The organism is Croceicoccus sp. Ery5, assembly GCF_020985325.1.
Classification (GTDB): domain Bacteria; phylum Pseudomonadota; class Alphaproteobacteria; order Sphingomonadales; family Sphingomonadaceae; genus Croceicoccus.
Genome location: NZ_CP087587.1, coordinates 864,674 through 888,712, shown reverse-complemented (window position 1 = coordinate 888,712; position 24,039 = coordinate 864,674). Strand labels below are relative to the sequence as shown.

Sequence of the window (24,039 nt, the reverse complement as noted above, 5' to 3'; positions counted from 1 at the left end):
GCTGATCATGGCCATCAAGCGTATCCTGATCGCCAACCGGGGCGAGATCGCGCTGCGCGTGCACCGCGCCGCGCATGAAATGGGCATCGAAACCGTCGCGGTGCATTCCACCGCCGACGCCGATGCCATGCATGTGCGCCTTGCCGACCATTCGGTCTGCATCGGCCCCGCGCCTGCCAGCGAAAGCTATCTCAACATCGCCGCGATCATTTCGGCGGCCGAAATCGCGGGTGCGGATGCGATCCATCCCGGTTACGGTTTCCTGTCCGAAAACGCCCGTTTTGCCGAGATTGTCGAGGCGCATGGCATCAAGTGGATCGGGCCCAAGCCCGAACATATCCGCACCATGGGCGACAAGGTGGAAGCCAAGCGCACTGCTGGCGCGCTGGGCCTGCCGCTGGTGCCGGGCAGCGACGGCGCGGTCGACAATGCCGACGAAGCGCTGAAACTGTCAGCGGAAATCGGCTATCCCGTGCTGGTCAAGGCGGCCAGCGGCGGCGGCGGTCGCGGCATGAAGGTCGTGCAGACGCCCGAGGAACTGCCCGCCCTGATGAGCGCGGCGCGGTCCGAGGCGAAGTCGGCATTCGGCGACGACACCGTCTATATCGAGAAATATCTCGGCAATCCGCGCCATATCGAATTTCAGGTGTTCGGTGACGGCAACGGCCAGGCAATCCATCTGGGCGAGCGCGACTGTTCGCTGCAGCGCCGCCACCAGAAGGTGCTGGAAGAGGCTCCCTCGCCCGTCATCAGCGCGGAGGAGCGCGAGCGGATGGGTGGCATCTGCGCCAAGGCGATGGCCGACATGGGCTATCGCGGCGCGGGCACGATCGAATTCCTGTGGGAAGACGGCGAGTTCTATTTCATCGAAATGAATACCCGCCTGCAGGTCGAACACCCGGTAACCGAGGCGATCACCGGCGTCGATCTGGTCCGCGAACAGATCCGCATCGCCGACGGCAAGCCGCTGTCGGTAAAGCAGGACGAGTTGGTCTTTTCGGGCCACGCCATCGAATGCCGCATCAATGCGGAAGACCCGTTCAACTTCACCCCATCTCCGGGCGGCGTGACCAGCTATCACGCGGCGGGCGGCATGCATGTGCGCGTCGATAGCGGGATCTATGCGGGCTATCGCATTCCGCCTTATTACGATTCCATGATCGCCAAGCTGATCGTCTATGGCCGCACGCGCGAAGGCTGTATCATGCGGCTGAAACGCGCGCTGGAAGAAATGGTGATCGAAGGGGTCAAAACCTCGATCCCGCTGCATCAGGAACTGATCCGGCAGGACGATTTCCTGAACGGCGATTATTCGATCAAATGGCTGGAGGAATGGCTCGCGGAGCGCGAGGCATAGGCCGGCGGCATTCTTCCAATTCTAAAAGGCAGGAAGCGTGACCGATCGCGAACGCACTGGCCCCGACCAAAGGGTCACCTTCCTGCTGGTGGCGATGCTGGCCGCCGGGCTGCTGCTGATCGAATCCGGCGAAATCGCGAACCTCGGCTATGGCTATTTCGCGGTCCTGCTGGCGATCCCCGCGGCGCTGGGCGCGTTGATCCTGAATCTGGCCGATCCGGGCGGTCATAACAGCCTTAAGGGCTGTTTCCTTACCCCGACGCTGTTCCTCTGCGCCGTGGCGGGCATTGCCTATCTGCTCTTTGACGAGGGCGCTTTGTGCATCGTCATGATCCTGCCGCTATGGATTCCGGCGGCGCTGGCCGGTGCCCTCGTCACGCGCCATAACGCCCGTCGCCGCAAGGGGCGAGAAGGTGACCGCCTGTTGCTGGCGGGCTGGGCCGCCTTTCCCTTCGTCCTGTTCGGGATCGAGGCGCAGTCTCCTCCCCAATGGGAATATCGCGAAGTCGTTCGCGAAACATCGATCGATGCCGATGCGGCGACGGTCTGGCCCTTGCTGGTCAGCATTCCCGCCGTCGCCCCGCACGAAGGCAAGGCCAATCTGACGCAGGACATATTGGGCGTTCCGCGGCCCAGCAGGGCGCAATTGGTGAACCGCGACGGGCGCATGGTGCGGCTGGCGCAATGGGGACACGACGTCCGCTTCGAAGAGATCGTAGAGGAATACAGGCCGGGACATGCGATCGGGTGGCGCTTTTCCTTTCCCGACGATTCCGTTCAGCGCCATACCGACCGCCATATCTCACCCGACGGCCCGCTATTGAAGGTGGAGAGCGGCGGTTACGAACTGCTGCCGCTGGCCCATGGCAAAACGCGGCTGCGGTTGACCACACGCTATCGCATGCGCGCCCGTCTCGGCTTCTATCTGGCGTGGTGGGGAGAGGTCCTGCTGGGCGATGTACAGGAAAATGTGCTGACCATCATCCGGGACCGCGCCGAACGGGCCGGTATGAGCTAAAAAGCCCAGCTTACGCGGACATGGGCCAGGCGGCCCGATTTCTTCTGGCCGCCGCCCAGCGCGGCGAGCTCCAGCGCGGGGCCGTCTTCGACGGGGCGGATCGACCATTCGCGTTTCAACCCGTCGTCCACCCAAGGCTGGCGCGGCATGGCAGGCGCTTCGAGCGCGCCTTCCCCTGCTTCTGTTTCGGCCTCTTCGGCGGATGCGGCTTCGGCATCGGTGGCGTGCAGCGCTTCGGCACGGTCACGTCCTGCAAGGTCGAAGTTCATCGCCAGCAGGGCAGCCCCGCCGACGCGGGCCAATGCCGGATCGTCCCGCAAGTTCGCCGGTTCGGCACAAGCAGGCAGCGCGGCCATGCCGGCACCGCAACAGCAGCCGGCAAAGACAAGGCGCGAATAAATCCTGTTCGACATGACGGATGGCATGGATGTGTCCCGAAGCTCCGCAACGCGTAATTTCTATCCTATATCCATTTCCAATGCGAATATTGTGTGACGGTTCCCCCGACGAAGCGAGATATTTGCGGGGGAAAACGATCGATGCCCCGTCCGTACCCATTTCGCGATTGCGCCCCAACCCGCCGCGCCCTAGTCAGCGCGCATTATGGAAACATCGCCGCTGGCCCGCCCCTTTCCCGCCCTTCCCGCCATCGCGGGCGCCGTGCCGCGCGTGGCGCGGGCGGGTTACAAGAACTGGGGCCGCTGCGACCTGACCTTCGTGACCCTGGACAAGGGGACGGCCGTTGCGGGCGTGTTCACGAAGAATGTGTGCTGCTCGTCCGAAGTCGAACTGGGCCGCGAACAGGTCAAGCTGGGCCGTGCCCGCGCGCTGGTGGTGAATGCGGGCAATTCCAATGCCTTCACCGGCTATCGCGGGCGCGAGGCGGTGGAGACGATCATGGCCGAGGTTGCCGCCCATCTGGACTGCGAGCCGAGCGATGTGTTCGTCTCCTCCACCGGCGTGATCGGCGTCCCCCTGCCGCAGGACAAGGCGCGCGAAGGGCTTGCCCGCGTGTTCGGCACGGAACCCTGCGGCTGGGAACAGGCGGCAGAGACGATCGGCACCACCGACACATTCACCAAAGGCGCGCATGCCAGCGCGATGATCGGCGGCACCCGCGTCGAATTCAGCGCCATCATCAAGGGCAGCGGCATGATCGCGCCCGATATGGCGACCATGCTCGGCTATGTATTCACCGACGCGAATGTCGCGCCCGCGTTTCTGCAACAATGCCTGTCCGCCGCGAACGAGGCGACGTTTTCCTGTATCACGGTCGACGGCGATACCTCGACCAGCGACACGGTGCTGGCGTTCGCCACCGGCAAGGCCGGGAACGAGGAGATTACCGGCCCCGACAGCCCGGGCGCGGATGCGTTTGCCGCCGCGCTGCACGATATCTGCCGCCAGCTGGCCCATCTGGTGGTGCGCGACGGCGAAGGCGCGCAGAAATTCATCGAGATCGCGGTGACCGGCGCGACATCCGACGAAAGCGCGCGCCGCGTGGGGCTGGCCATTGCCAATTCGCCGCTCGTCAAGACGGCCATCGCGGGCGAGGATGCCAATTGGGGCCGCGTCGTCATGGCCGTGGGCAAGGCGGGCGAACCGGCGGACCGCGACCGCCTGTCGATCGGCTTTGGCGGCATATGGACGGCAAGGGACGGCCAGCCGGTCGCCGGATATGACGAAGCGCCCGTCGCCGCCCATCTGAAGGGCGAGGATATTCGCATCGATGTCGACCTTGGCCTTGGCGAAGGGCGCGCGACGGTTTGGACATGCGACCTGACGCATGGCTATATCTCGATCAATGCCGATTATCGCACCTGACGATTCACCTTCCGGTGCACCCGAATGGCTGACGGGCGGCTGCCTGTGCGGCACGGTGCGGTTCCGCCTTGCCGCCGCGCCGCGTGATGCGGGCTGGTGCCATTGCCGCTTGTGCCAGCTGAATTCGGGCAGCCCCGCCATGGCCTTTGCCGCCATCGCGCAGGACGATTACCGGATCGAACAGGGCGAAGGGGCGATCAGATCGGTACTGTCCAGCCCGCGGCTGGAGCGTTTGTTCTGCGGCGAATGCTGCACGCCGCTGCTGACCCGCGAAGCCAACGTGGGCGGGGACGCGAACGGGGGCGGAGGCGGGGGCGACTATCACTTCAACCTGCCGACGCTGGCACTTCAACCTGCCGACGCTGGACGATCCGGACGCGGTGACGCCGCAATTTCATATCTATTATGCAAGCCATATCGCATGGGCACCGGCGGCGGACGACCTGCCCCGCCACGCTGCATCACGCCATGACAGCGACCCTGCCGGGGCATAGGGACAGGAGGCCGGAATGCTGACGATCTGGGGACGGCTCAACTCGCATAACGTCAAGAAAGTGGTCTGGTTTGCCGAGGAACTGGCCATCGATTACCGGCGGCACGATGTCGGCGGTGCGTTCGGGATGGACGCGGACTATCTGGCGAAAAACCCCAGCGCGCTGGTCCCGACGATAGAGGACGGCCGCGTGACATTGTGGGAATCGAACGCGATCCTGCGCTATCTGGCGGCCAGCTATGGCGGCGAACGCTGGTGGCCCGCCGATCCGGTGCTGCGCGCCACCGGCGACCGCTGGATGGACTGGCAGGCCGATTACGCCGAAATGCAGCGTCCCGTTTTCTTGGGCCATGTCCGCACACCAGAGGAGCGGCGCGACCATGTAGCGATGGCGAAATCCGCCGCCGCATCGATCGCGCGCATGGCGATCCTCGACGGGTTTCTGCAACAGGCCCCATGGCTGTCGGGCGGTGATTTCGGGATCGGTGATATTCCGATGGGCGTTTACGCGCACACGTTTTTCACCCTGCCCATCGACCGGCCCGCCCTGCCCGCTGCCGAACGATGGTATGGCGCGCTGCAATCGCGTCCCGGCTATGCCGCCAATGTGATGATCCCGCTAAGCTGACAAAGGTTTTTCGATGACTGCCACCCTTACCGATCAAGTCGCCGCGCTGATGCGCGAGGTGGCGGAAAAGGCGATCTTGCCGCGCTATCAATCACTGGCCAGCAGCGAAATTATCGAAAAGGCGCATGACGATCTGGTCACCGTCGCCGACCGCGAAAGCGAAGTGATGCTGGCCGACGGGCTGGCGCGCATCCTGCCCGAAGCCGCCATCGTGGGCGAGGAAGCGGCCCATGCCGACAGCGCGGTCATGGACCGGCGCGGCGCCGATCTGTGCTGGATCATCGACCCGCTGGACGGCACCAATAATTTCGCGCGCGGCAAGGCCCCGTTCGGCATCATCATCGCGCTGGCCGCCGGCGGCGTGACGCAGGCTGGCTGGCTGTGGGATCCGCTGGGTCAGCGATTGTGCCACGCCGAACTGGGCAAGGGCGCGTTTGTCAATGGAGAGCGCATCGACGCGCGCCCGACGGGCGAGGACAAGCCCGTGGCCGCGATCAGCACGGTATTCATGGACGAAGCGCAAAGGCACGAGGTTCAGCGCAATGTCGCCCCGCATTTCCGGCTGGTCGACATTCCGCGCTGCGCGGCGGAGCAATATCCGCGGCTGGCGCTGGGCGTGAACGATGTGTCGGTGTTTCAGCGCACCCTGGCATGGGACCATGCGGCGGGCGTCTTGTGGCTGAACGAAGCGGGCGGAATGGCCGCGCGGATCGACGGTTCGCCCTATCGGCCGGACCAGGACGGCACCGGCCTGCTGGCCGCGGCGAGCCCTTCGCTGTTCGAAAAGCTCGCCGCCTGTATTCCCTGATTAAAGCTCGCTTTCCAGCCAGCCCTTCAACTGGCTTTTCGGCGCGGCGCCCAGCTTTTGCGCGACAGCCTCGCCGTTCTTGAACAGCACCATCAGCGGGATCGACTGCACGCCGATCTGGCCCGGAACGCCGGTATTTTCCATGATGTCCATCTTGGCGATGGTCACCTGCTCGCCCAGTTCCTCGCTGATTTCCTCAAGCGCGGGGGCGATCATCTTGCACGGGCCGCACCAGTCGGCCCAGAAATCGACCAAAACGGGCTTGTCGGACTTGAGGACGTCTTCCTCGAAGCTGGCGTCGGTGACGGCGATAGTGGCCATGAATCAATCTCCAGAAATGCGCAGGGGCGTGAATAGGTCTTGGTCGTATAGATAGGGCCGCATGCCGCAGACGCAAACGGCGGGCGGGCAATGGATTCTACCCCCCCCTTAACGCGGCCTTCTCGCGCTCCAGAATTTCGGGCGGAATCGCGAAAATGCGCGGGGCATGGGTATAAAGCAGCAACGCCTCTACCGTGCGGGCGGGGTGGATCGCTTCCAGCGCGCAGGCATAGGCAGCCATCTGGCGCAAATAGGCTGGCGGAACCTGATCCAGGCGTTCGGGCGGGCGGCGCGCGGTCTTGAAATCGACAATGCGGATCGGGTCGGCAGGTGTATTGCCCAGATGCAGACGGTCGACCGTGCCCGCCACCACCCGTGTGCCGACAGTGGCGGAAAGCGACACTTCCGCCAAAGCCTCGGGTGCGAACAGCGCGGCGCAGGCCGGATCGTTCAGCGTGCGCACCGCCGCCTGCACCATTTCGGCGCGCGTTTCGTCGGACAGATCCGCCGCCTGCCGCGCCAGCCAGCGCGTGGCCGCGTCGGCGCGGCGGTCGCCCGCCAGTTCGGGCAAGCGTTCCAGCAGCCGGTGGATCAGCACGCCGCGCCGCGCCGCATCCACGCCGATCCCGCCCATGGGGGCAAGCGGCGGCTCGGCCGCTTCATGCGGGTCACCCAGCGACGATGGCGCAAGCGGACGCGGCGGCGCGGGTTCCGCGCCCGCCGGTGCCAGCGCCCAGCCGGGCAGCAGGGCGAAACCCGATTGCTTTGCGCCCGCGGGCATGCCGGGAGTGCGCTGTGCCCCCTGCCCCAGCCGTTTCGCGCCGCCCCACACCGGATCGGCCAGCCAGTCGTCGCTGTCCCCGAACAGAGGTGCCAGCCGCGCATACCAGCTGTTCGCGGGCGGCTCGGTCTTTTTCGCCCGCAATGCGCCCGCGATGAACAGCGCTTCCTCCGCCCGCGTCATCGCGACATAAAGCAAGCGCCAGTGCTCCTCGCGCTCCTCGCGTGCGGCCTCTTCCTCGGCCGCGGCGATGGGGCCGAGTTTTTCGGATTTCTTCAGCGAGGGCAACGGAATGGTGCGCGGCGCGAAACCCGCCATGTCGGGCAAGGGCTCGGCCAGTTCCAGCGTGCGCGGCATCGCCAGATCGGGATCGTCGGCGGCGTCGGCCAGAATGACGATGGGGGCCTGCAATCCCTTGGACCCGTGCACCGTCATCACGCGGACCAGCCCGCCCTGCTGGTCGGCCTCGCGCTTCAGCTCGCCGTCGCCTGCCTCGAACCAGCGGATGAAACCGGTCAGGCTAGGCGTCTGGCTGGCGCTGAAGGCCATCGCGGCATTCAGCATCTCGTCTATGGGATCGTTGACTTCGCCGCCCAGCCGCGCCGCCAGCCTGCGCCGCGCCTGCCACGGCCCCACCAGCATCCAGTGGAGCAGCGCCTGCGGCGTATCGTAGTCGGCCAGCCGCAACAGATCGTTCAACATGGCCAGCGCCTGACGGGGGCGGGCTTCGGTGCTCTGGCGCAGCCGGTCATAGAGCCTGACACCCTTTTCGCGCCAGCCGTGTTCCAGCAGCTCTTCCTGCGTCCAGCCGAAGATCGGCGATACCAGCAGGCAGGCGAGCGAGAGATCATCCTCGGGCTGGGCGGCAAAGCGCATCGCCGCCATCAGGTCGCGCACCCCCAATGGCGCGCCCAGCCGCAGCCGGTCCACCCCCGCGACCGCGACGCCCTTGGCATGCAGCCGCGCGACGATCAGCCCCGCCAGTTCCTTGCGCTTGCGGACAAGCACCATCACATCGCCCGGCCCCGCCAGCCGCTCGCCGCCCTTTACCAGCGGAAAGCCCGCATCGATCCAGTGGCGGATCTGGGTCGCGATATTTTCCGCCACGCGGCGGTCGGGGCGCGAGAGCCAGCCCTCTTCACCCTCGTCAGCTTCGTCATCCAGACCGACGGGATCGCCGACCGTGCGCCACATCACCACCTGCCCGGGCCGCTTCTCGCCCAGATGCACGCCCGGATCGTCGGCAAGGCCCAGCGCCTCGGGCCCGATTTCAGCAATCGCGGCATCGACGAAATCCAGAACGGGCTGCGCGGTGCGATAGCTGCGGGCAAGGCCATATTCGCGGAAAGGGCGATGCTCTTTCGCGCCGCGCGTAAAGGACAGGTTCTCGATCGCGACTGCCATCCGTTCTTTCACGCGGTCGCGCGCCAGCTTGAAATTTTCGGGACTGGTGCCCTGAAAGCGGAAGATCGCCTGCTTGTAATCGCCCACCACGAACAGGGTCCGCAACCGATCGCCCCGCGCGCCTTCGCCAGTGAAGAATTCCTCGGTCAGCGCGTCGATCACATCCCATTGCGCGCTGTTCGTGTCCTGCGCCTCGTCGACAAGGATATGGTCGAATTGCCGGTCCAGCTTGTACCGGATCCAGTCGGCCATGTCCGACCGTTTGAGCAGGCGCGCCGCCTCCGCGATCTGGTCGTCGAAATCGATCAGGCCCGCCCGCGCCTTCGCCTCACCCCATTTCAGCGCGAATGCGCGGCCAAGCGTCAGCGCGGGGGCCAGCCACTGCGCCAATGCGCCCAGATCGCGGCAGGCGATAACGCGGTCGATGGATGCGCGCACGGCTTCGACTGCATCGTCATAGGCAAAGCTGTCCTTCACCAGCTTGCGCGGCTCGCCCTTTTGCGTGAACAGCGCGTTGTAGAGGTGGTCGAGCGTCTCAAGCCGCTTGTCCGCATCGCTGGCCAGCCACGCGGCGATGGGTTCGGCCGCATCCAGCGCCTTTTTCCCGCCCTTGTCGCGCAGCATCGACTCGGCCGCTTCCAGCGCGCGGCAATCGAACGCATCCGGCCCGCACAGCGCTGCCACATGCGCCTCGCAATGATCGGGCTTCAGCCCCAGCAGGCGATAGACGCGCGGCAGCAGCGGCGGCACCCAGCTTCCGGTCCCTTCCCATGCCGCGCGCGCTTCGGCGCAGGCCATCAGGAACCGTTCGATTGCGCCCTGATCGGCCCGCAGCGACAGGGTCGCCAGCGCATCGGTCAGCGAAGTATCGCCCCGCTCCTCGGCCTGGATCAGCAATTCGGCCAGCGTGTCGCGCAGCAGCAATTCGCGGTCGCGGTCCTCCATCGGGCGCGTGCCGGGGACCAGCCCCGCCTCCAGCGGAAAGGCCGAAAGCAGCCATTGCGAGAAGGCATGGATCGTCTCGATCCTGAGGCCGCCGCCGGGGCAATCGAGCACGGCGGCAAAACGCGTGCGGGCGCGGGCGATATCCTCGGGGCCGAAATCGGCGCCAATCGCCTTCAGATCGGCGGCAAGGTCGATCTGGTCGGCGCGCACCCAGCTGGCCAGCACGTCATTGACGCGGTTCGCCATCTCCGCCGCGCCCGCCTTGGTAAAGGTCAGGCACAATATCTGCGACGGTTCGACATCTGGCTGAAGCAGCAGGCGCAACACGCGGGCCGACAGCACCTGCGTCTTGCCCGTCCCCGCGCTGGCCGACAGCCAGACCGTATCGGCGGGGTTCACCGCCTCGCGCTGGCTTCCGGCAAGCGGATAGACCTTGGCGGGACCGCTCATCCGGCTTCCCCCTCAGGCGAACCGCGCCCCTGCCATTCGTCCAGCCGCATCAGCTGATCGTAATCATTATATCCGGGCAAATCGGGGTTGAGGCGCGCCGTAAACGGCTCCTCCCCCACGATCCAGCGGTCGAGCGCGTCGTGCAGCAGCCGTTCGCTCTCGGTCAGGAACGCCTCGCGCAGGATGCCGCTTTTCTTGCGGCCTTCCAGTATCGGCTCGTCGCGATAGCCGAACTCGCCCGTCTTGCGGTCGCGGCCCAGCGACCAGTATTCGAAATGCGTCGGTTCGCCGCGCAAGCCCTCGAACCCCTCATGCGCTGCGATCACGCCCGTCGTGCCAAGCTGCAACGCATATCCCGCCGCCACTTCGGATGCGCGCGGCGGGTGGCCCGTCTTGTAATCGACAATCGCCAGATCGCCATTGGCCAGCCGGTCGATCCGGTCGGCCCGCGCGCTGATCTCCACGCCCTTTACGGTAATGCGCCCAGATTGCTCCACCACCGCGATCTCGCGCCCCTCGGCGCGCAGGGCCTGCGTTTCGGCATCCAGCCATTCCAGTGCGGCCAGCAGGCGCGGCTGCCATAACCCGCGCATGAACGGATGGCCCGACAATTCGCGCAGCCGCTCTTCCGCCAGCGGCACCAGCGCGCCGGGGGCGGCATCGTGTTTCTTGTACCAATCCTCCAGGATCGTGTGCACCGCGCTGCCGCGCCATGCGGGCGTCGGCTCCTCGTCGATGCTGTCCAGCCCTTTCAGCCGCATGATGTGCGAGGCATAGAACTGGTACGGGTCCGATCGCAGCCGGTCCAATGCGGTCGCGCTGATGTCCACCTTGCGCTGCACCGCACTGGGCATGGGTTCGGGCTGCGGATGCGGCGGAACCGGCTGGGCGAAATCCATCTGTTCGGCCAGAGCCGGTATCTCGCGCTCCATATGCTTTTCCAGCAATTCGCCCAGCATGGCGCGCACGCGCAGCACAAAGCGGCTGGCAATGGCGGGCCCGCTGGCGTCCTTGCGCGCATAGGACAGCACCACTTCCGGCGCGCCAAGCGCGGCGGCAAGGTCATGCGCCGAAAGCCCGATGCGGAAATCGCCCCCCGGCACGCCCAATGCGCGCATCACGGCGGGCGCGACCAGCGGATCGCGGGCAGGCGGCTGGGGCCAGCTGTTTTCGGTCAGCCCGCCGCAAATGACAAGGTCGGCGCGGCTCATCCGCGCCTCGATCAAGCCATAGATCGCGATGCGCGGGTGCCCGCCATAGGGCGGCCGGACCGAGATCGTGTCGATCGCATCGCGCAGCACCAGCGACACCTCGGCAGGGGCCAGCGCGGTCGGCACCTCGCGCGCGGCGCTGCGCAGGGTTTCCAGCGCCGCGGACAATGCGCGCCCGTCCGCCTCGGCCCAGATGCGCATGTCGCAAAGCGCTTCGCCCGCTGTCGCAATCGCGGACAAAGCCTCGGCCATGTCGACCACTTCGTGCTCGCCCAGCGCGACCAGCGGCTCGATCACCGGCTCGACCGAGGCTTCCCACCAGTCCAGCAGGCGCGTGCTGCCGCGATCCCTGGCGTGTTTTTCCAACTGGGCACGGATCGGCATCAGGCCGGTATCGATGCGCGGCCCGCGCAGCAGCTTCTCGAACCGGCGCAGATTGCGCAGCCATGTGCCGCGATCATCCCCCGTGCCGCCCGCCAGCGGGTGCGACAGCGCCGCGACCAGCGGCACCGGCGACGCGCGGGTGGCCAGAATTTCGGCCAGCAACAGCGCCATGCGCCCTGCCGTGGTGTGCGGCATGGGTCGGCCCGCCGAATCGTCGGCCTGAATGTTCCATCGTTTCAGATGGGCGATCACCCGCCCCGCCAGCCCGCGATCGGGCGTGACCAGCGCGACGCGGCGTTCGGGCGTTTCCAGCGCCTCGCGGATCAGCAGGGCAATCGATTGCGCCTCATGCTCGGGCCTTGCCGTTTCCATCAGCCGAACCCCCGACAGGCGGCGGCGTTCGGGCGGCAGATCGACCCAGCTTGCGCTTTCCTTTGGCGGCAGGAACAGGCTGGAAAGCGCACGGCTGCGCTCGGGCGGGGCGGCGGATGCGCCCCGGCGGTGCCAGTTGCGCACCTCTCCGCGTGCCACGCCCATGCGGTTCAGCAGCAGCTTTAAATGATATTGCGGGTGGGTCACCGCATCGCCCGCGCCCAGCGGCGCATCGCCCGGTTCGGCGCCGATACCCGCGCGGCCCAGCGCGTCCCACACCTCGTCATCGAGCGAGAGGTCGAGATCGGGCAGCACCACCGCCCCGTTCGGCAATCCGGCAATCGCCCGCAGCAATCCGGCAATGGCGGGGCTGGCGCTGGTGATCCCTGCCGCGACAATCGGGCTGGCGGGAGGGGTTTCGCGCCAGCGGCGGGCGGCATGGTCGAACAGCGCATTACGGCGCGCGGGCGTGTCGGTTTCGCCGCGTTCCTGCAATTCGGCCAGCCATAATGCCTGCACCGTCGCAAACAGATGCAGGTTCTGTTTCCAGTGCTCCGACAACTCGCCCACAATATCGAGCACGCGCTCGCCCAGCAATTCCTCGGGCCCGATGCCTTCGACCAGCAGCCGGTCCATCGCGCGCCCGATCTCGCGCGCTTGTCGCAACAGGGCAGAGGCAACGGGGATCTGCATCCCTGCCCGCTCCATCGCGGCGCTCAGCAATTCGGCCAGCCGCAACCAGCGCCGCGTGGGATCGGCGGCAGGGGGAATGTCGGCCCCTTCCCCGATGGGGTCGAGCAGCGGGCCCAAAGTCTCGTCCAGATCGATATCGCCGATCACCGCCATGCGCGGCAGCAACAGGCCGGTCCGGCCTTCGTCGCCCATCAGGCGCGTAAACGCCTCGGTCATGGTGCGGATCGCGCGGCGGCCGGGCAGCAGCAGGGTCAGCCGCGCAAGGCCATAGCCATCCTGGTGATAACGCGGCACCAGCCCCGCTGCGAGCGCATCGGCAAAGCCGCGATGGGCGGCAATGGAATAGATCGAGAGCTGCTGCGAACCCACGATTAGAGCGTGTCGGAGAACAGGGCCTCTGCGGGCGCGATATGCTGCGGTTCGCCGATCTCGATCCAGTCGCCCTGATGGACCACGCCATACAGGCGTCCGTCCTCTATCGCGCGGTTCCAGAATATATTGGTCGAGAATTTCGCCTCTGCCGGCGGATCGCGCAGCAATGCTTTCGATACCAGCTGGATGCCGGTGAACACATAGGGGGCGACGCGGCCCGATTTGCGGCGCGAGATCCGGCCATGCGGGTCAAGGTGGAAATCGCCCTTGCCGCGATAATTATGCGCCCGCTTGTGCGGCACCATCAGCAACAGGGCGTCCATCCGCTCCGCGTCCCATGCGGCCGACAATTCGTGGAACACGTCGACCGGCCCGTCCAGCCACATCGCATCGGAATTCAGGCAGAAGAACGGATCGGCATCGATCAGCGGCCATGCCTTGACCAGCCCGCCGCCGGTTTCCAGCAATTGTTCGCGCTCGTCCGAAATCGTGACCTGCGGGCGGCTGCGCAAATGCATGTGCCCCTCGATATGGTCGGGCAGGTAATGCACGTTCACCACGACGCGCGCGATGCCCGCATCGGCAATCTTGTCCAGCGCATGGTCCAGCAGCGGCTTTCCCGCGACCTTGACCATCGGCTTGGGGCGGCTGGCGGTCAGCGGGCGCATGCGCTTGCCCAGCCCTGCGGCCATCACCATCGCCACATCGGAAACCAGCGGGGGCTTGCTGCTTGCCATGAACCTTACGCCTCTTGCGTTGCGCCGCCGGCCGAGCGGAGGTGGCCGGGAATATTCGCTTCCATCCAGCGCGCCACCGGTTCCAGCGCGGGATGCGCCAGATCGCGCTCCATCAACGCCCAGACGCGCGGGATCAGGTTAAGATAATGATGCTTGCCGTCGCGGCGCGACAGGCGGACGAAAATGCCGACGATCTTGGCATTCCGCTGCGCGCCGAGGATGGCGTAATCCGACAGGAAATTTTCGCCCGCGCCGGTCTGCGCGCGATAATGGTCCAGCATTTCAGCTTCCAGTTCCGGCGCGACATCGCGGCGCGCGTCCTGCAGCAGCGAGACAAGATCATAGGCAGGGTGACCGACCAGCGCGTCCTGAAAATCCAGCAGGCCCTGTTCTGTCAAACCCTGTTCGTTCAGGCCGTCCAGCAGCATGACGTTTTCGGCGTGATAATCACGCAGCACCGTCACCCCGCCGCCGGGCAAACCGGCCTGCGTGTCGAGCACGGGGGCCAGCACCTCGCGCCACGCGGCCTCGAACCCGTCGTCGTCCACGGCAAGGCCATGCGCGACGCAGAACCATTCGGTGAACAGCTTCGCCTCGCGCAGATAGGTGTTGAGGTCATAGGGATCGAACGGGCCCGCGGGCGCCTTGGCCAGCCGCGCCAGCACATCGACCGCCCCTTTATAGACCGCGCCTTCGTCATCGCCCGCCACGTCCAGATGGTCGCGCATGCGCCGATGCCCGAAATCTTCGAGGAGGACGAGACCCTGCGCCGCATCCTCGGCCAGGATGGCGGGCGCGCGAAAGCCGTGATCGGCAAGGTAATGCGCCGCCCGCAGGAAAGGGCGCGGATCTTCGTGCGGCGGTGGCGCGTCCATCAGCATGGCGCTGTCCCCGCCGCGCAAAATGCGGAAATAGCGTCGGAAAGAGGCATCGCCCGGCAGCGGTTCGATCACCGCCCCGCCCCAGCCCGCCGCGTCGAGGAACGCGCGCGCATGCGGGGGGAACGGGCGGGAACTGGATACGGGCGTGCTCATCCCCAGCGCCTTAGCCAATCGGCCCCCGCGCGGGCAATGGCGATCCGCCCTGCTTCACCCGTTTCGATGTGGATTTGCAGGCAGGCCGGATCATATTCGAACCCGCCCGCCATCTCGGGCCATTCGGCAATCAGCGCGGCATCGTGGCGATAATCGTCAAGGCCAAGCTCCTCGGCCTCCATCGGATCTTCCAACCGGTAGAAATCGGCATGGACCAGCGGCAGCGACACATCCGGCGGATCATATGTCTGGATGATGGCAAAGGTCGGGCTGGGCACCTCTCCCTCATGCCCCAGCGCGCCGATGATCGCGCGGGCCAGAGTGGTCTTGCCGGCGCCCAGACCGCCGCTCAGTGCCACGACATCGCCTGCGCGCAGCAGGGCCGCGATGCGTTTGCCGAAAGCCGCGGTCGCGGAAAGGTCGGGCAGCGGGTGGCGGGTTTCGTTCATGACACTCCGGCGATCATGGCAGGTTGATCGTCACCACGACCCGCCCGCGCGCGTCCTGCGCATAGTCGAGGCTGCCCTTGTGCGCCTCGATCAGCTCGCGCGCCAGCGGCAGGTTCAGCCCCGCATTGGTGTCCGCGCTGCCCGATACGCCTTCCTGCGCATTATCGTGGGTGATGATCACGGCCACCCCTTCGCGGCGGCGGCGCAAATCCATATTGATCCGCCCCCCGCGCGGAGAGGACGCGATCGCATTGTCGACCAGATTGCCAATGGCGCGCGCCAACTGCCGCTCGTCCCCCTTGACCATACCCGAGGACCGGTCGCCGCGCAGGTTGAAGCTGATATCGGCTGCCTCGATCGACTTGACGCGGTCCTGCACCAATGCCGTCACCAGCGGCATCAGCTCGACGTCCTCCTCGGCCAGCGGCATCAGCCCCGCCTCGCTTTGGGTCAGGTCCAGCACTGCCTCGATCTGCTGCGACAGGCGGGCCGTGGAATCGAGGATCGCGTTCACATATTCGCGGCCGGTTTCGCTCATCTCGCCCGCCACGCCCTCGCGCAGCATTTCGGCAAAACCCGCGATAGAGGTCAGCGGCGTGCGGAATTCATAGCTCATATTCGCAAGGAAGCGGGTCTTGACCGCATCGGCCTCGACCAAAGCCTCGTTCCGCTCGATCAGCGCGGCCTCGGCCTTTTGGGAATCGGTAATGTCGAGGCTGGTCAGCATGCCGTTCCCGTCAGGCAGAGGCACGCCCATCAATGCCAGCGTGCGCCCGTCGGCCAGATTGACGCGCCCCGTCGCGGGCTGGCGCTGCAAGGTCGCGCTTTCGACCAGTGCGCGGATGCGGCGCGTATCGGCCCTGTCCTTCAGCAACGGCCCCATCGCGTCGAGCAGCGCATCGATATGGGGGTGGCCTGCCAGCATCCCTTCGCGCAGGTCCCATTCGCCCGCGAAACGGCGGTTCCAGATTTGCAGGCGGCCATCGGGGGCCAGCACGACCAGCCCTTCGAACAGATTGTCGAAAGTGGCCGTGCGCGTGCGCAGCAGCGTGTCGCGCGCGCTGGCCAGTTTCAGCTGTTCGGTCCGGTCCTCGACGATCATCACCAGCCCGCCGTCGGGCATGGGCTGTGCCACCACGCGCAAATGGGTGCCGTCGGCCAGCACCCATTCCTCGTCCTTCACCTCGCTGGCGGTGAACCAGCCCTCGTGCTCGGCGCGCCATGCGGGGAAGTCGCGCACTTCGGGCAGGCGGCCCGCATTGCGCATCATGTCGAACACGCGTCCCACGGGCAGCGCTTCCTGTCCGATATTGGGCGGCAGGCGGAAGATGCGCTGCATCGGCAGATTGGTGAAAACCAGCTGCCGCAGATGATCGAACTGCGCCACGCCGCTGCTCATCTGGTCCAGCAACGCGCGCTGCGCATTGCGAAAGGCGCGATATTCGCGCTCCAGCAGCTGCAGATCCTCGACATCCACGGCATAGCCCGCGACGCCGTCATCGCCAACCGGCAGGTCCGACACGCGAAAGGCACGGCGTTCGCCGTCGATGGTGATCATCGCCTGCCGTTCCACTGCCTGCTGCGACGATTTGGCCTGTTCGGCCACTTCGGTCGCGGTCACCCCGTCGACCGTTTCGACCAGCTCGATCCCGCCCGACACGACTTCTTCCGCGCTTTCGGCCCCGACCGCGGCGACATAGGCGGAATTGACCAGCCGCAGCCTTCCGTCGGTATCGCGGAACCACATCGGCACGGGTGCAGCCTCGATCAATCCGACCAGAGCGTGGAAGTCGTGGCGCGACCGTTCCGCTTCCGCCGACAGGCGCGCGATTTCCTCTGCACTGTCGCTGGCGTCGAACACCCACAGCATCACCGCCCCGCCGCCCGCGACCTGCGGATCGGCCAGATGCCCGATAACGGACAGCGCATGGTTGCGCCCGCCGGGATGCAGCATCATGCGCAAGGGCGCCGCGGAGGACCGCGTCTTTTCGACCGCTTCCCACAGGGCTTCGGCTTCTTCCACCGGCAGGCCCGATTCCGGACCCGCCAGCCCGTGCAGATGTTGCGGCAGGCTGGCACAGCCGAACCACGCCGCCAGCCGTTCCGATGCCTCTATCCGCCCGTTCGACCGCACCAGCAGCGGCAGGGCGGGCGATTCGTCGATCATGCGCGACAGGCGCAGATTCGCCTTGCGGTCGCGTCGCGCGCGGCGGAACTTGCGCTGCGATACCACCAGGGCCCAGCCTGCCGCCGCCGTCCACGCGGCCAGCAACAGGCCGATCAGCAGCAAGGCGGGCAGTCCCAGTGTAAACCCTTCGGCAGCGGTCGTTGCATTCATGGCGATGGGCTAGGACAGCTGGGGCGCAAGGGCAATCGCGTTAAGCGCGCTTATGCGCCGCAGCTTCGATGGGGCCGGTTGGATTGGGCCAGTTGGATTCGGCAGGTTCGATACGGCTGGCCATTGCGATGCCCCGCGCCTAGTGGCGATCAGGCGATCGCGACGAGGGAACGCAAGGGGTGGGTAACGCATCGACATGACGGGAAGATTTGCACTGGTCGCCCTGACCCTCGCATGGATCGCGGGGCTGGCCGCATCGGGCTGGCACCCGCACGACCGGCTGACCTGGTGGATGGAAGTCGCCCCCGCGCTGATCGCCCTGCCGGTCCTGTGGTGGAGCATGTCGCCCGCTGCCGCGCCGCGCTTTCGCCTGACCACGCTGGCACTGGTGCTGATCGGGCTGCACGGGCTGATCCTGATGCTGGGCGGCGCCTATAGCTATGCGCGCGTGCCTGCGGGTTTCGCGGTGCAGGACTGGCTGGCGCTCGACCGCAATCCCTATGACCGGCTGGGCCATTTCATGCAGGGATTCATCCCCGCCATCGTGTTGCGCGAATTGCTGGTCCGGCTGGGCGGCCTGGCGCGGGGCGCATTGCTGGCGGTGGTGGTGCTGGCCTGCTGCCTTGCCGTCAGCGCCTTTTACGAGCTGATCGAATTCGCCGCCGCGATGATGCTTGGCCAAGGCGCGGAAGAGTTTCTGGGCACGCAGGGCGATCCGTGGGACACGCAATGGGACATGCTGACCTGCCTGATCGGCGCAATAAGCGCTCTTGCCCTGCTGACGCGGCTGCATGACCGGCAGATCGACCGTATTCAGCCCCCCCTATATTGCCATTGACCCCAACACGCCGCCGCTCATACTTCGGCGCGAGAGAGCGGGGACCGGCATGATCGCAAATATTCAGGCGCTCCGCGCTCTGGCCGCCCTGCTGGTCGTCATCGTTCATCTTGAACTGTTGCTGGCGCCCGTCGGGATAGAGCCGCGCCATATTATGTTCGGCGGCGGCGGGGTCGATCTGTTCTTCGTGATCAGCGGCTTCATCATGGTCTATACGACCGGGCAAAGCTGGCCCAGCACCGGCAATTTCCTGCTGAACCGCGTCATCCGCATCGTGCCGCTTTACTGGCTGATCACGCTGGCGGTCTTTGCCATCGCGCTGGCCGCCCCGTCGCTGCTGTCCAGTACCGAGCCGCGCCTCGATTTTCTGGCAAAATCGCTCGCCTTCATTCCCTATGTAAAGGCGAATGGCGCGGTGGAGCCGATCCTGTTCCTCGGCTGGACGCTGAATTACGAGATGTTTTTCTATCTGTTCCTCGGCATCGGGCTGACGTGGAAGGGGCGCGGGCTGGTGGCGGTGGCGCTGTTCTTCGTCGCGCTGGTGATTTTGGGTGCGATACTGCGGGCATCGGCCGATTTCGCCGATCCGGTGGCGCGCTTTTACACGGCGCCGATCCTGCTGGAATTCGTGTTCGGCATGGGGATCGGCGCGGCTTTTCTCGCCCCGCGCCACGCGGCGATATGGACCCGCACGCCGCGCCTGCTCGCGGTGGCCATGGTCGCGGGCGGCATGGCGCTGCTGATCGGTCTCCCCTTTGCGCAGCCGACGCTCGACCGCGCGATCTATACCGGCATACCTGCGGCCTTGGTGGTAACCGGTGTGCTGATGCTGGAACGACAGGGGACGATCGTACGCGGGCGGTGGGTACTGCTGCTGGGCGATGCCAGCTATGCGATCTATCTGACCCATCCCTTCGTCACACAGGCCATGACCAAGCTGGCCGATACATCGGGCCTGCTGACGCCGGCAGCACGTCTGTCGCTGGTGCCGGTCGCCTATGCGGGCGTGATCGTCACCGGTGTCGCGGTCCATCTGATGATCGAAAAACCGATGAGCCGCTGGCTGCGTCAGGCGATCCATCTGCGGCGCAAGAGCGCACCCGCTGGCGGGATGTAGCCGGCCGGACCGCCGCGCCCCGAACGAAAACGGCCACCTCCATGGTGGAGGCGGCCGCTTGACCGGATCGAGGGTTGCCCGCGATCAGTAACGGTAATGCTCGGGCTTGAACGGCCCTTCGACCGGCACGCCGATGTAATCGGCCTGACGCTGCGACAGCTTGGTCAGCTTCACGCCCAGCTTGTCGAGGTGAAGCGCCGCGACCTTTTCGTCGAGGTGCTTGGGAAGGATATGGACCGAATTGTCATACTGGTCCGCCTTGGTGAACAGTTCGATCTGCGCCAGCGTCTGGTTGGTGAACGACGACGACATGACAAAGCTGGGGTGACCGGTGGCGCAGCCCAGGTTCACCAGACGACCCTTGGCCAGGACGATGATCTGCTTGCCGTCAGGGAAGGTGACGAGATCGGTGCCCGGCTTCACTTCCTTCCATTCGTAATTGTCGAGTGCCGAAATCTGGATCTCGCTGTCGAAGTGGCCGATATTGCACACGATCGCCATGTTCTTCATGGCTTCCATATGGGCGCCGGTGATCACGCCTTCGTTGCCGGTGGCAGTGACGAAGATGTCGCAGCGCTGCACAGCCTCGTCCATGGTGACGACTTCATAGCCTTCCATCGCGGCCTGCAGGGCGCAGATCGGATCGACCTCGGTCACCATCACGCGGGCGCCGCCATTACGCAGCGAATCCGCCGAACCCTTGCCGACATCGCCGAAACCGGCGACGCAGGCGACCTTGCCGGCCAGCATCACGTCGGTCGCGCGGCGGATCGCGTCGACCAGCGATTCTTTGCAGCCATACAGATTGTCGAACTTCGACTTGGTGACGCTGTCGTTCACATTGATCGCGGGGAACGGCAGCTTGCCGTTCTTGGCGATGTGATAAAGGCGGTGGACGCCGGTGGTGGTTTCTTCGGACACGCCGCGGATATTGGCGACGGTCTTCATCAGATAGCCCGGATGCTTGGCGACGAAGGCCTTCAGCGCGCGCTGCATCTCGATCTCTTCGGCGTTTTCGGGATCGGGCATGGTCTCACCCGCGTCCAGACGCGCACCCCACAGCGCGAACATGGTGGCATCGCCGCCATCGTCTAGGATCATGTTCGCCGTCTCGCCGCTGCCGTCGGTGGCGCCCCAGTCGAAGATGCGGCCGACATAATCCCAGTATTCGGCAAGGCTTTCGCCCTTTACCGCGAAGACGGGAATGTCGCTGGCCGCGATGGCGGCGGCGGCGTGGTCCTGCGTCGAGAAGATATTGCAGGTCGCCCAGCGGACCTTTGCGCCCAGCGCGGTCAGCGTCTCGATCAGAACGGCGGTCTGGATCGTCATGTGCAGCGAACCGGTGATGCGCGCGCCCTTCAGCGGCTGGGCTGCGCCATATTCCTCGCGCAGCGCCATCAGGCCCGGCATTTCGGTTTCGGCAATGGCAATCTCGTCGCGGCCATAATCGGCAAGCGACAGATCGGCGATGACATAATCCTTTTCAGCGACGGTGGCCACGGCGGGTGCTCCTGATCTTCGGGCTTTGGTCAATGGTGGCGCGATGCGCCCCTGCTTGTGCAAGCCGCTCTACAGGGACAGCCGCGTTAGGGCAAATATAAAGCTTTCTTTATATCGCTCCGCCATTCCGGCCGGCACGCACGAAAAAGGCCGGAGCGCGATGCTCCGGCCTTTCCCGGCAGGAAGGTGGAATGGATCGCCTTCCTGCGCGCGCCCCCTTCACCGGGGAAAGGGCCCCCGTTTGCGCGGGGGATGGAAAAGCAGCTGTCAGTCCACCATGGCGAATTGCGCCGGACGGGCAGGAGCCAGGAGATGCTCCGCCGCCAGCAGCAGTTCGGCATGGCCGCCATTATGCGCAAGGTCCTGCGTCACCTGCTTCAACTGGTCGCATTCCAGCCAGGGATGGCCCAGCCCGTACTGGTTCGCCATGCCCACGCTGATCTTGTCCATCTCGCGCTTGGCCCCGCGCTCGCCCAGCCGCGCCACATGGCCCGATTTCAGCGTCGCATAGGCCGATTTCATGATCGGCAGACGCTTGGCCGAGAATTCATTGTAATCCGCCTGAAAATCGAACGCGCCCTTACGGCAGCGCAGCGAGGTGACCATCAGCATGATGTCCAGCTTGCGCAGGCTTTCCGCCTGCGAAACCTCTGCCTGCGTGGCAGCCGTCGCCGGAGCGGCGACCAGCATGGCGGCTGCCGAAGCGGCCGCGGCGATTTTTCCGAAAGTCCCCATTGTGCACGAACCCCATTTGCCCGGACCACCCCTCGGCCCATGGCGGCAGGATCGCGCAAAGCGTTTACGCAAACTTAAACCCGTGCGGTAAACCGGTTTTTACCATAAAGCGCCGATGCGCCGGTGCAGGCGATCGCGCGGGCGGACTGGCTGGCACGCGAACATGGCGCATGCCGCTTCTTGCACCTTGGCGCTTTAACCCTATGTCTCGGCCTGACGCGCGGCAAAGCGCGGGACACGGGAAAGAAGGACCCCAGAATATGACCATCCAGCAAGGCCAGAAGCTGCCCGATATCACGCTGATCAAGCCCACCGCCGATGGCCCGGAAAAGGTTCAGTCGGGCGAATATTTCGCCGGCAAGAAAGTGGCCCTGTTCTCCGTCCCCGGCGCTTTCACCCCAACCTGTTCGGCCAAGCACCTGCCCGGATTCGTCGAAAAGGCGGACGAGCTGAAGGCCAAGGGAATCGACGAGATCGCCTGCACCGCGGTCAACGATCCCTTTGTCATGGGCGCATGGAACGAGCGTGACGGCAGCGCGGATGTCACCATGCTGGCCGACGGCAATGGCGATTTCGCACAGGCGCTGGGCCTGACGATGGACGGTTCGGGCTTTGGCCTTGGCCAGCGCGGACAGCGCTGGTCGATGGTGGTCGACGATGGCACCGTCACCGAACTGAATGTCGAAGATCCCGGCGCGTTCGAGAAATCGACGGCGGAATATATGCTCGGCCAGCTCTGATCTCATCGAACGGCTGATATTAAAGAAAGGGCGCTTCCGGCAAAGGAGGCGCCCTCTTTTGCGGGCGATTAAACCGTGTCGCACCGGCGCGCGGGGCCATTCCGCAAAGGCGCGCGGGCCGCTATGCAGGCGGCATGGACGGCGCGAACGACTGGGCCCTGCAATGGGATATGGCCATGCATCTGCTGGCCGCGATGGCCTGCGGCCTGCTGGTGGGGATCGAACGCGGCTGGCGCCAGCGCGACGAGGCAGAGGGCGCGCGTGTCGCGGGGGTGCGCACTTTTACCCTGATCGGCGCGGGCGGCGGACTGGTCGCGCTGTGTTCGGCGGCGCTGTCGCCGGTGCTCGCCGCGATCCTGCTGGTCGCGCTGGGCGCGATGCAGGTCGGCGGGTTCCTGTGGCCGCGTCAGACACGGATAGAGCGCGACGCGACCACCATGATCGCCGCCATGGTAGTGCTGGGGCTGGGCCTGCTGGCGGGCGCGGGACTGGCGGCGCTGGCGCTGGCGGGCGCGTCGGTCACGGTGCTGCTGCTGGCTGCGCGCAGGCCGATGCACGGACTGCTGCGCGAACTGACCGAGACGGAAGTGCGCGCCATCGCGCGTTTCGCGGTGATCGCGCTGGCCGTGCTGCCCTTTCTGCCCGATCGCGGCTTTGGCCCCTATGACGCGTGGAACCCGTTCCGCCTGTGGCTAGTGGCTTTGCTGGTCACGGGTTTTTCCGTCGCGGGCTATGTCGCCAATCGCGTGATCGGGCAGCAGCGCGGCACCATCGTGATGGCGCTGATCGGGGGTGCCTATTCCTCCACTGCCGTGACCGCCGCGCTGGCGACGCAATTGCGCGCAAACGGCGGGGGCGGCAGTTTCGGCACCGGCATCGTGCTGGCAAGCGCAGTCATGTATATGCGCGTCACCGTGCTGGCTGCCGTGCTGGCCCCGTCAGCCGCCTTGCCCGTCGCATCGCTGCTGGCCCCGGCGGGCGCGGCGACATTCGCGCTGGCATGGCTCGTCTGGCGCAGGGAACGCGCGGCGCGGATCGGGCCGGTAGAAGCCGAGGCAGCGCAGGCCGGGGGAGCGCAGGGTAGCGCCCCGTCTGCGGGCGAACCGACGAAGCTGACCGCGCGACCGTTCGAACTGCTCCCCGCGCTGGGCTTCCTGCTGGCGATGGCGGCGGCGACATTGCTGGTGCGATGGGCGCAGGCCGAATTCGGGCAAAGCGGCGCGGCGGTATCGCTGTTCATAGCGGGCAGTTTCGATGTGGACGCGGCCATCGTCGCCTTTTCCGCCCTGCCCGCAGGCGCGATCGCGCTGGCGGTTGCGGCACTGGCGCTATCGGGCACGGTCGCGGTGAACATGGCATTCAAGACCGGCATCACATTCGTGACCGCCGGAAAGGCCGGCCGCACGGCAGGCCTGGCATTGCTGGCCAGCACGCTGATCCTGACCGTCACGCTTGCCCTGCGCGCGCTGATGCTGTTCGTCTAGGCCGCG

The 24,039-nt window shown here is 65.9% G+C and carries 20 protein-coding genes; 10 read left to right on the top strand and 10 right to left on the bottom strand.

Annotated elements, in window-relative coordinates; genetic code table 11:
- Positions 1 to 7: 7 nt before the first annotated feature.
- Positions 8 to 1,357 (top strand): acetyl-CoA carboxylase biotin carboxylase subunit, encoded by a 1,350-nt coding sequence (gene accC, locus LOZ74_RS04250; protein ID WP_230293039.1) that lies wholly within the window; start codon positions 8 to 10, stop codon positions 1,355 to 1,357.
- Positions 1,358 to 1,394: 37 nt separating this feature from the next.
- The gene (locus LOZ74_RS04245) at positions 1,395 to 2,375 is read left to right on the top strand and encodes a hypothetical protein (protein WP_230293038.1); all 981 of its coding nucleotides are present in this window, start codon (positions 1,395 to 1,397) and stop codon (positions 2,373 to 2,375) included.
- On the opposite strand, the gene LOZ74_RS04240 is transcribed toward LOZ74_RS04245, so the two are convergent.
- The gene (locus tag LOZ74_RS04240; protein WP_230293037.1) at positions 2,372 to 2,788 is read right to left on the bottom strand and encodes a hypothetical protein; all 417 of its coding nucleotides are present in this window, start codon (positions 2,786 to 2,788) and stop codon (positions 2,372 to 2,374) included. The genes LOZ74_RS04245 and LOZ74_RS04240 overlap by 4 nt on opposite strands.
- 190 nt (positions 2,789 to 2,978) lie before the next feature.
- Here LOZ74_RS04240 and argJ point away from each other — a divergent pair, with 190 nt between their 5' ends.
- From argJ to LOZ74_RS04220, 4 genes are read left to right on the top strand one after another with little or no spacing between them, the layout of a single operon-like run.
- Positions 2,979 to 4,199: a bifunctional glutamate N-acetyltransferase/amino-acid acetyltransferase ArgJ gene (argJ, locus tag LOZ74_RS04235; protein WP_230293036.1), complete on the top strand. Its 1,221-nt coding sequence runs from the start codon at positions 2,979 to 2,981 to the stop codon at positions 4,197 to 4,199.
- Positions 4,180 to 4,671, top strand: coding sequence for a GFA family protein (locus LOZ74_RS04230; protein WP_230293035.1), 492 nt, complete (start codon positions 4,180 to 4,182; stop codon positions 4,669 to 4,671). The genes argJ and LOZ74_RS04230 overlap by 20 nt, the downstream gene beginning before the upstream one ends.
- Positions 4,672 to 4,708: 37 nt before the next feature.
- Positions 4,709 to 5,320 (top strand): glutathione S-transferase family protein, encoded by a 612-nt coding sequence (locus LOZ74_RS04225; protein ID WP_230293034.1) that lies wholly within the window; start codon positions 4,709 to 4,711, stop codon positions 5,318 to 5,320.
- 13 nt (positions 5,321 to 5,333) lie between these two features.
- Positions 5,334 to 6,128: an inositol monophosphatase family protein gene (locus LOZ74_RS04220; RefSeq protein WP_230293033.1), complete on the top strand. Its 795-nt coding sequence runs from the start codon at positions 5,334 to 5,336 to the stop codon at positions 6,126 to 6,128.
- On the opposite strand, the gene trxA is transcribed toward LOZ74_RS04220, so the two are convergent.
- The 7 genes from trxA to LOZ74_RS04185 all read right to left on the bottom strand — a co-directional run bounded on the left by trxA (position 6,129) and on the right by LOZ74_RS04185 (position 17,619).
- Positions 6,129 to 6,449, bottom strand: coding sequence for a thioredoxin (trxA, locus tag LOZ74_RS04215; RefSeq protein WP_230281698.1), 321 nt, complete (start codon positions 6,447 to 6,449; stop codon positions 6,129 to 6,131).
- Positions 6,450 to 6,546: 97 nt separating this feature from the next.
- The gene (gene addA / locus LOZ74_RS04210; protein ID WP_230293032.1) at positions 6,547 to 10,029 is read right to left on the bottom strand and encodes a double-strand break repair helicase AddA; all 3,483 of its coding nucleotides are present in this window, start codon (positions 10,027 to 10,029) and stop codon (positions 6,547 to 6,549) included.
- Positions 10,026 to 13,058 (bottom strand): double-strand break repair protein AddB, encoded by a 3,033-nt coding sequence (addB, locus tag LOZ74_RS04205; protein WP_230293031.1) that lies wholly within the window; start codon positions 13,056 to 13,058, stop codon positions 10,026 to 10,028. The genes addA and addB overlap by 4 nt, the downstream gene beginning before the upstream one ends.
- A 2-nt stretch (positions 13,059 to 13,060) precedes the next feature.
- Positions 13,061 to 13,798 (bottom strand): nucleotidyltransferase family protein, encoded by a 738-nt coding sequence (locus LOZ74_RS04200; RefSeq protein WP_230293030.1) that lies wholly within the window; start codon positions 13,796 to 13,798, stop codon positions 13,061 to 13,063.
- Between the two features lie 5 nt (positions 13,799 to 13,803).
- The gene (locus tag LOZ74_RS04195) at positions 13,804 to 14,832 is read right to left on the bottom strand and encodes an aminoglycoside phosphotransferase family protein (protein WP_230293029.1); all 1,029 of its coding nucleotides are present in this window, start codon (positions 14,830 to 14,832) and stop codon (positions 13,804 to 13,806) included.
- On the bottom strand, positions 14,829 to 15,281 hold the full coding sequence (tsaE, locus tag LOZ74_RS04190) for a tRNA (adenosine(37)-N6)-threonylcarbamoyltransferase complex ATPase subunit type 1 TsaE (RefSeq protein ID WP_230281703.1): 453 nt from the start codon (positions 15,279 to 15,281) through the stop codon (positions 14,829 to 14,831). Before tsaE ends, LOZ74_RS04195 begins: the two co-directional genes overlap by 4 nt.
- Positions 15,282 to 15,294: 13 nt before the next feature.
- Positions 15,295 to 17,619, bottom strand: a complete 2,325-nt coding sequence (locus LOZ74_RS04185; protein ID WP_230293028.1) for a PAS domain-containing sensor histidine kinase — start codon at positions 17,617 to 17,619, stop codon at positions 15,295 to 15,297.
- Between the two features lie 196 nt (positions 17,620 to 17,815).
- Here LOZ74_RS04185 and LOZ74_RS04180 point away from each other — a divergent pair, with 196 nt between their 5' ends.
- Together LOZ74_RS04180 and LOZ74_RS04175 are read left to right on the top strand one after the other, a co-directional pair.
- A complete protein-coding gene (locus LOZ74_RS04180) occupies positions 17,816 to 18,457 on the top strand; it encodes a DUF2238 domain-containing protein (protein WP_230293027.1) in 642 nt (213 codons plus the stop codon).
- 49 nt (positions 18,458 to 18,506) lie between these two features.
- The gene (locus LOZ74_RS04175; RefSeq protein ID WP_230293026.1) at positions 18,507 to 19,574 is read left to right on the top strand and encodes an acyltransferase; all 1,068 of its coding nucleotides are present in this window, start codon (positions 18,507 to 18,509) and stop codon (positions 19,572 to 19,574) included.
- An 84-nt stretch (positions 19,575 to 19,658) separates the two neighbouring features.
- On the opposite strand, the gene ahcY is transcribed toward LOZ74_RS04175, so the two are convergent.
- Together ahcY and LOZ74_RS04165 are read right to left on the bottom strand one after the other, a co-directional pair.
- Entirely contained in the window at positions 19,659 to 21,074 is a 1,416-nt protein-coding gene (gene ahcY, locus LOZ74_RS04170; RefSeq protein WP_230293025.1) for an adenosylhomocysteinase, read from the bottom strand.
- Between the two features lie 267 nt (positions 21,075 to 21,341).
- Positions 21,342 to 21,809 (bottom strand): S-adenosyl-L-homocysteine hydrolase, encoded by a 468-nt coding sequence (locus tag LOZ74_RS04165; RefSeq protein WP_230293024.1) that lies wholly within the window; start codon positions 21,807 to 21,809, stop codon positions 21,342 to 21,344.
- A 260-nt stretch (positions 21,810 to 22,069) separates the two neighbouring features.
- Here LOZ74_RS04165 and LOZ74_RS04160 point away from each other — a divergent pair, with 260 nt between their 5' ends.
- The gene (locus tag LOZ74_RS04160; RefSeq protein ID WP_230281707.1) at positions 22,070 to 22,549 is read left to right on the top strand and encodes a peroxiredoxin; all 480 of its coding nucleotides are present in this window, start codon (positions 22,070 to 22,072) and stop codon (positions 22,547 to 22,549) included.
- A gap of 134 nt (positions 22,550 to 22,683) precedes the next feature.
- Positions 22,684 to 24,033 carry a DUF4010 domain-containing protein gene (locus tag LOZ74_RS04155; RefSeq protein ID WP_230293023.1) on the top strand — a complete coding sequence of 450 codons (1,350 nt, stop codon included), beginning with the start codon at positions 22,684 to 22,686 and terminating at the stop codon, positions 24,031 to 24,033.
- Positions 24,034 to 24,039: the final 6 nt, after the last annotated feature.

Bases quoted from the DNA above. Each gene is read 5' to 3' on its own strand.
- addA (WP_230293032.1), bottom strand. From the start codon at position 10,029: ATGAGCGGTCCCGCCAAGGTCTATCCGCTTGCCGGAAGCCAGCGCGAG.
- LOZ74_RS04200 (WP_230293030.1), bottom strand. From the start codon at position 13,798: ATGGCAAGCAGCAAGCCCCCGCTGGTTTCCGATGTGGCGATGGTGATG.
- argJ (WP_230293036.1), top strand. From the start codon at position 2,979: ATGGAAACATCGCCGCTGGCCCGCCCCTTTCCCGCCCTTCCCGCCATC.
- accC (WP_230293039.1), top strand. From the start codon at position 8: ATGGCCATCAAGCGTATCCTGATCGCCAACCGGGGCGAGATCGCGCTG.
- LOZ74_RS04155 (WP_230293023.1), top strand. From the start codon at position 22,684: ATGGACGGCGCGAACGACTGGGCCCTGCAATGGGATATGGCCATGCAT.
- LOZ74_RS04230 (WP_230293035.1), top strand. From the start codon at position 4,180: ATGCCGATTATCGCACCTGACGATTCACCTTCCGGTGCACCCGAATGG.
- LOZ74_RS04240 (WP_230293037.1), bottom strand. From the start codon at position 2,788: ATGTCGAACAGGATTTATTCGCGCCTTGTCTTTGCCGGCTGCTGTTGC.
- LOZ74_RS04175 (WP_230293026.1), top strand. From the start codon at position 18,507: ATGATCGCAAATATTCAGGCGCTCCGCGCTCTGGCCGCCCTGCTGGTC.
- LOZ74_RS04195 (WP_230293029.1), bottom strand. From the start codon at position 14,832: ATGAGCACGCCCGTATCCAGTTCCCGCCCGTTCCCCCCGCATGCGCGC.
- LOZ74_RS04185 (WP_230293028.1), bottom strand. From the start codon at position 17,619: ATGAATGCAACGACCGCTGCCGAAGGGTTTACACTGGGACTGCCCGCC.
- LOZ74_RS04180 (WP_230293027.1), top strand. From the start codon at position 17,816: ATGACGGGAAGATTTGCACTGGTCGCCCTGACCCTCGCATGGATCGCG.
- trxA (WP_230281698.1), bottom strand. From the start codon at position 6,449: ATGGCCACTATCGCCGTCACCGACGCCAGCTTCGAGGAAGACGTCCTC.
- LOZ74_RS04160 (WP_230281707.1), top strand. From the start codon at position 22,070: ATGACCATCCAGCAAGGCCAGAAGCTGCCCGATATCACGCTGATCAAG.
- LOZ74_RS04220 (WP_230293033.1), top strand. From the start codon at position 5,334: ATGACTGCCACCCTTACCGATCAAGTCGCCGCGCTGATGCGCGAGGTG.
- tsaE (WP_230281703.1), bottom strand. From the start codon at position 15,281: ATGAACGAAACCCGCCACCCGCTGCCCGACCTTTCCGCGACCGCGGCT.
- LOZ74_RS04165 (WP_230293024.1), bottom strand. From the start codon at position 21,809: ATGGGGACTTTCGGAAAAATCGCCGCGGCCGCTTCGGCAGCCGCCATG.
- LOZ74_RS04225 (WP_230293034.1), top strand. From the start codon at position 4,709: ATGCTGACGATCTGGGGACGGCTCAACTCGCATAACGTCAAGAAAGTG.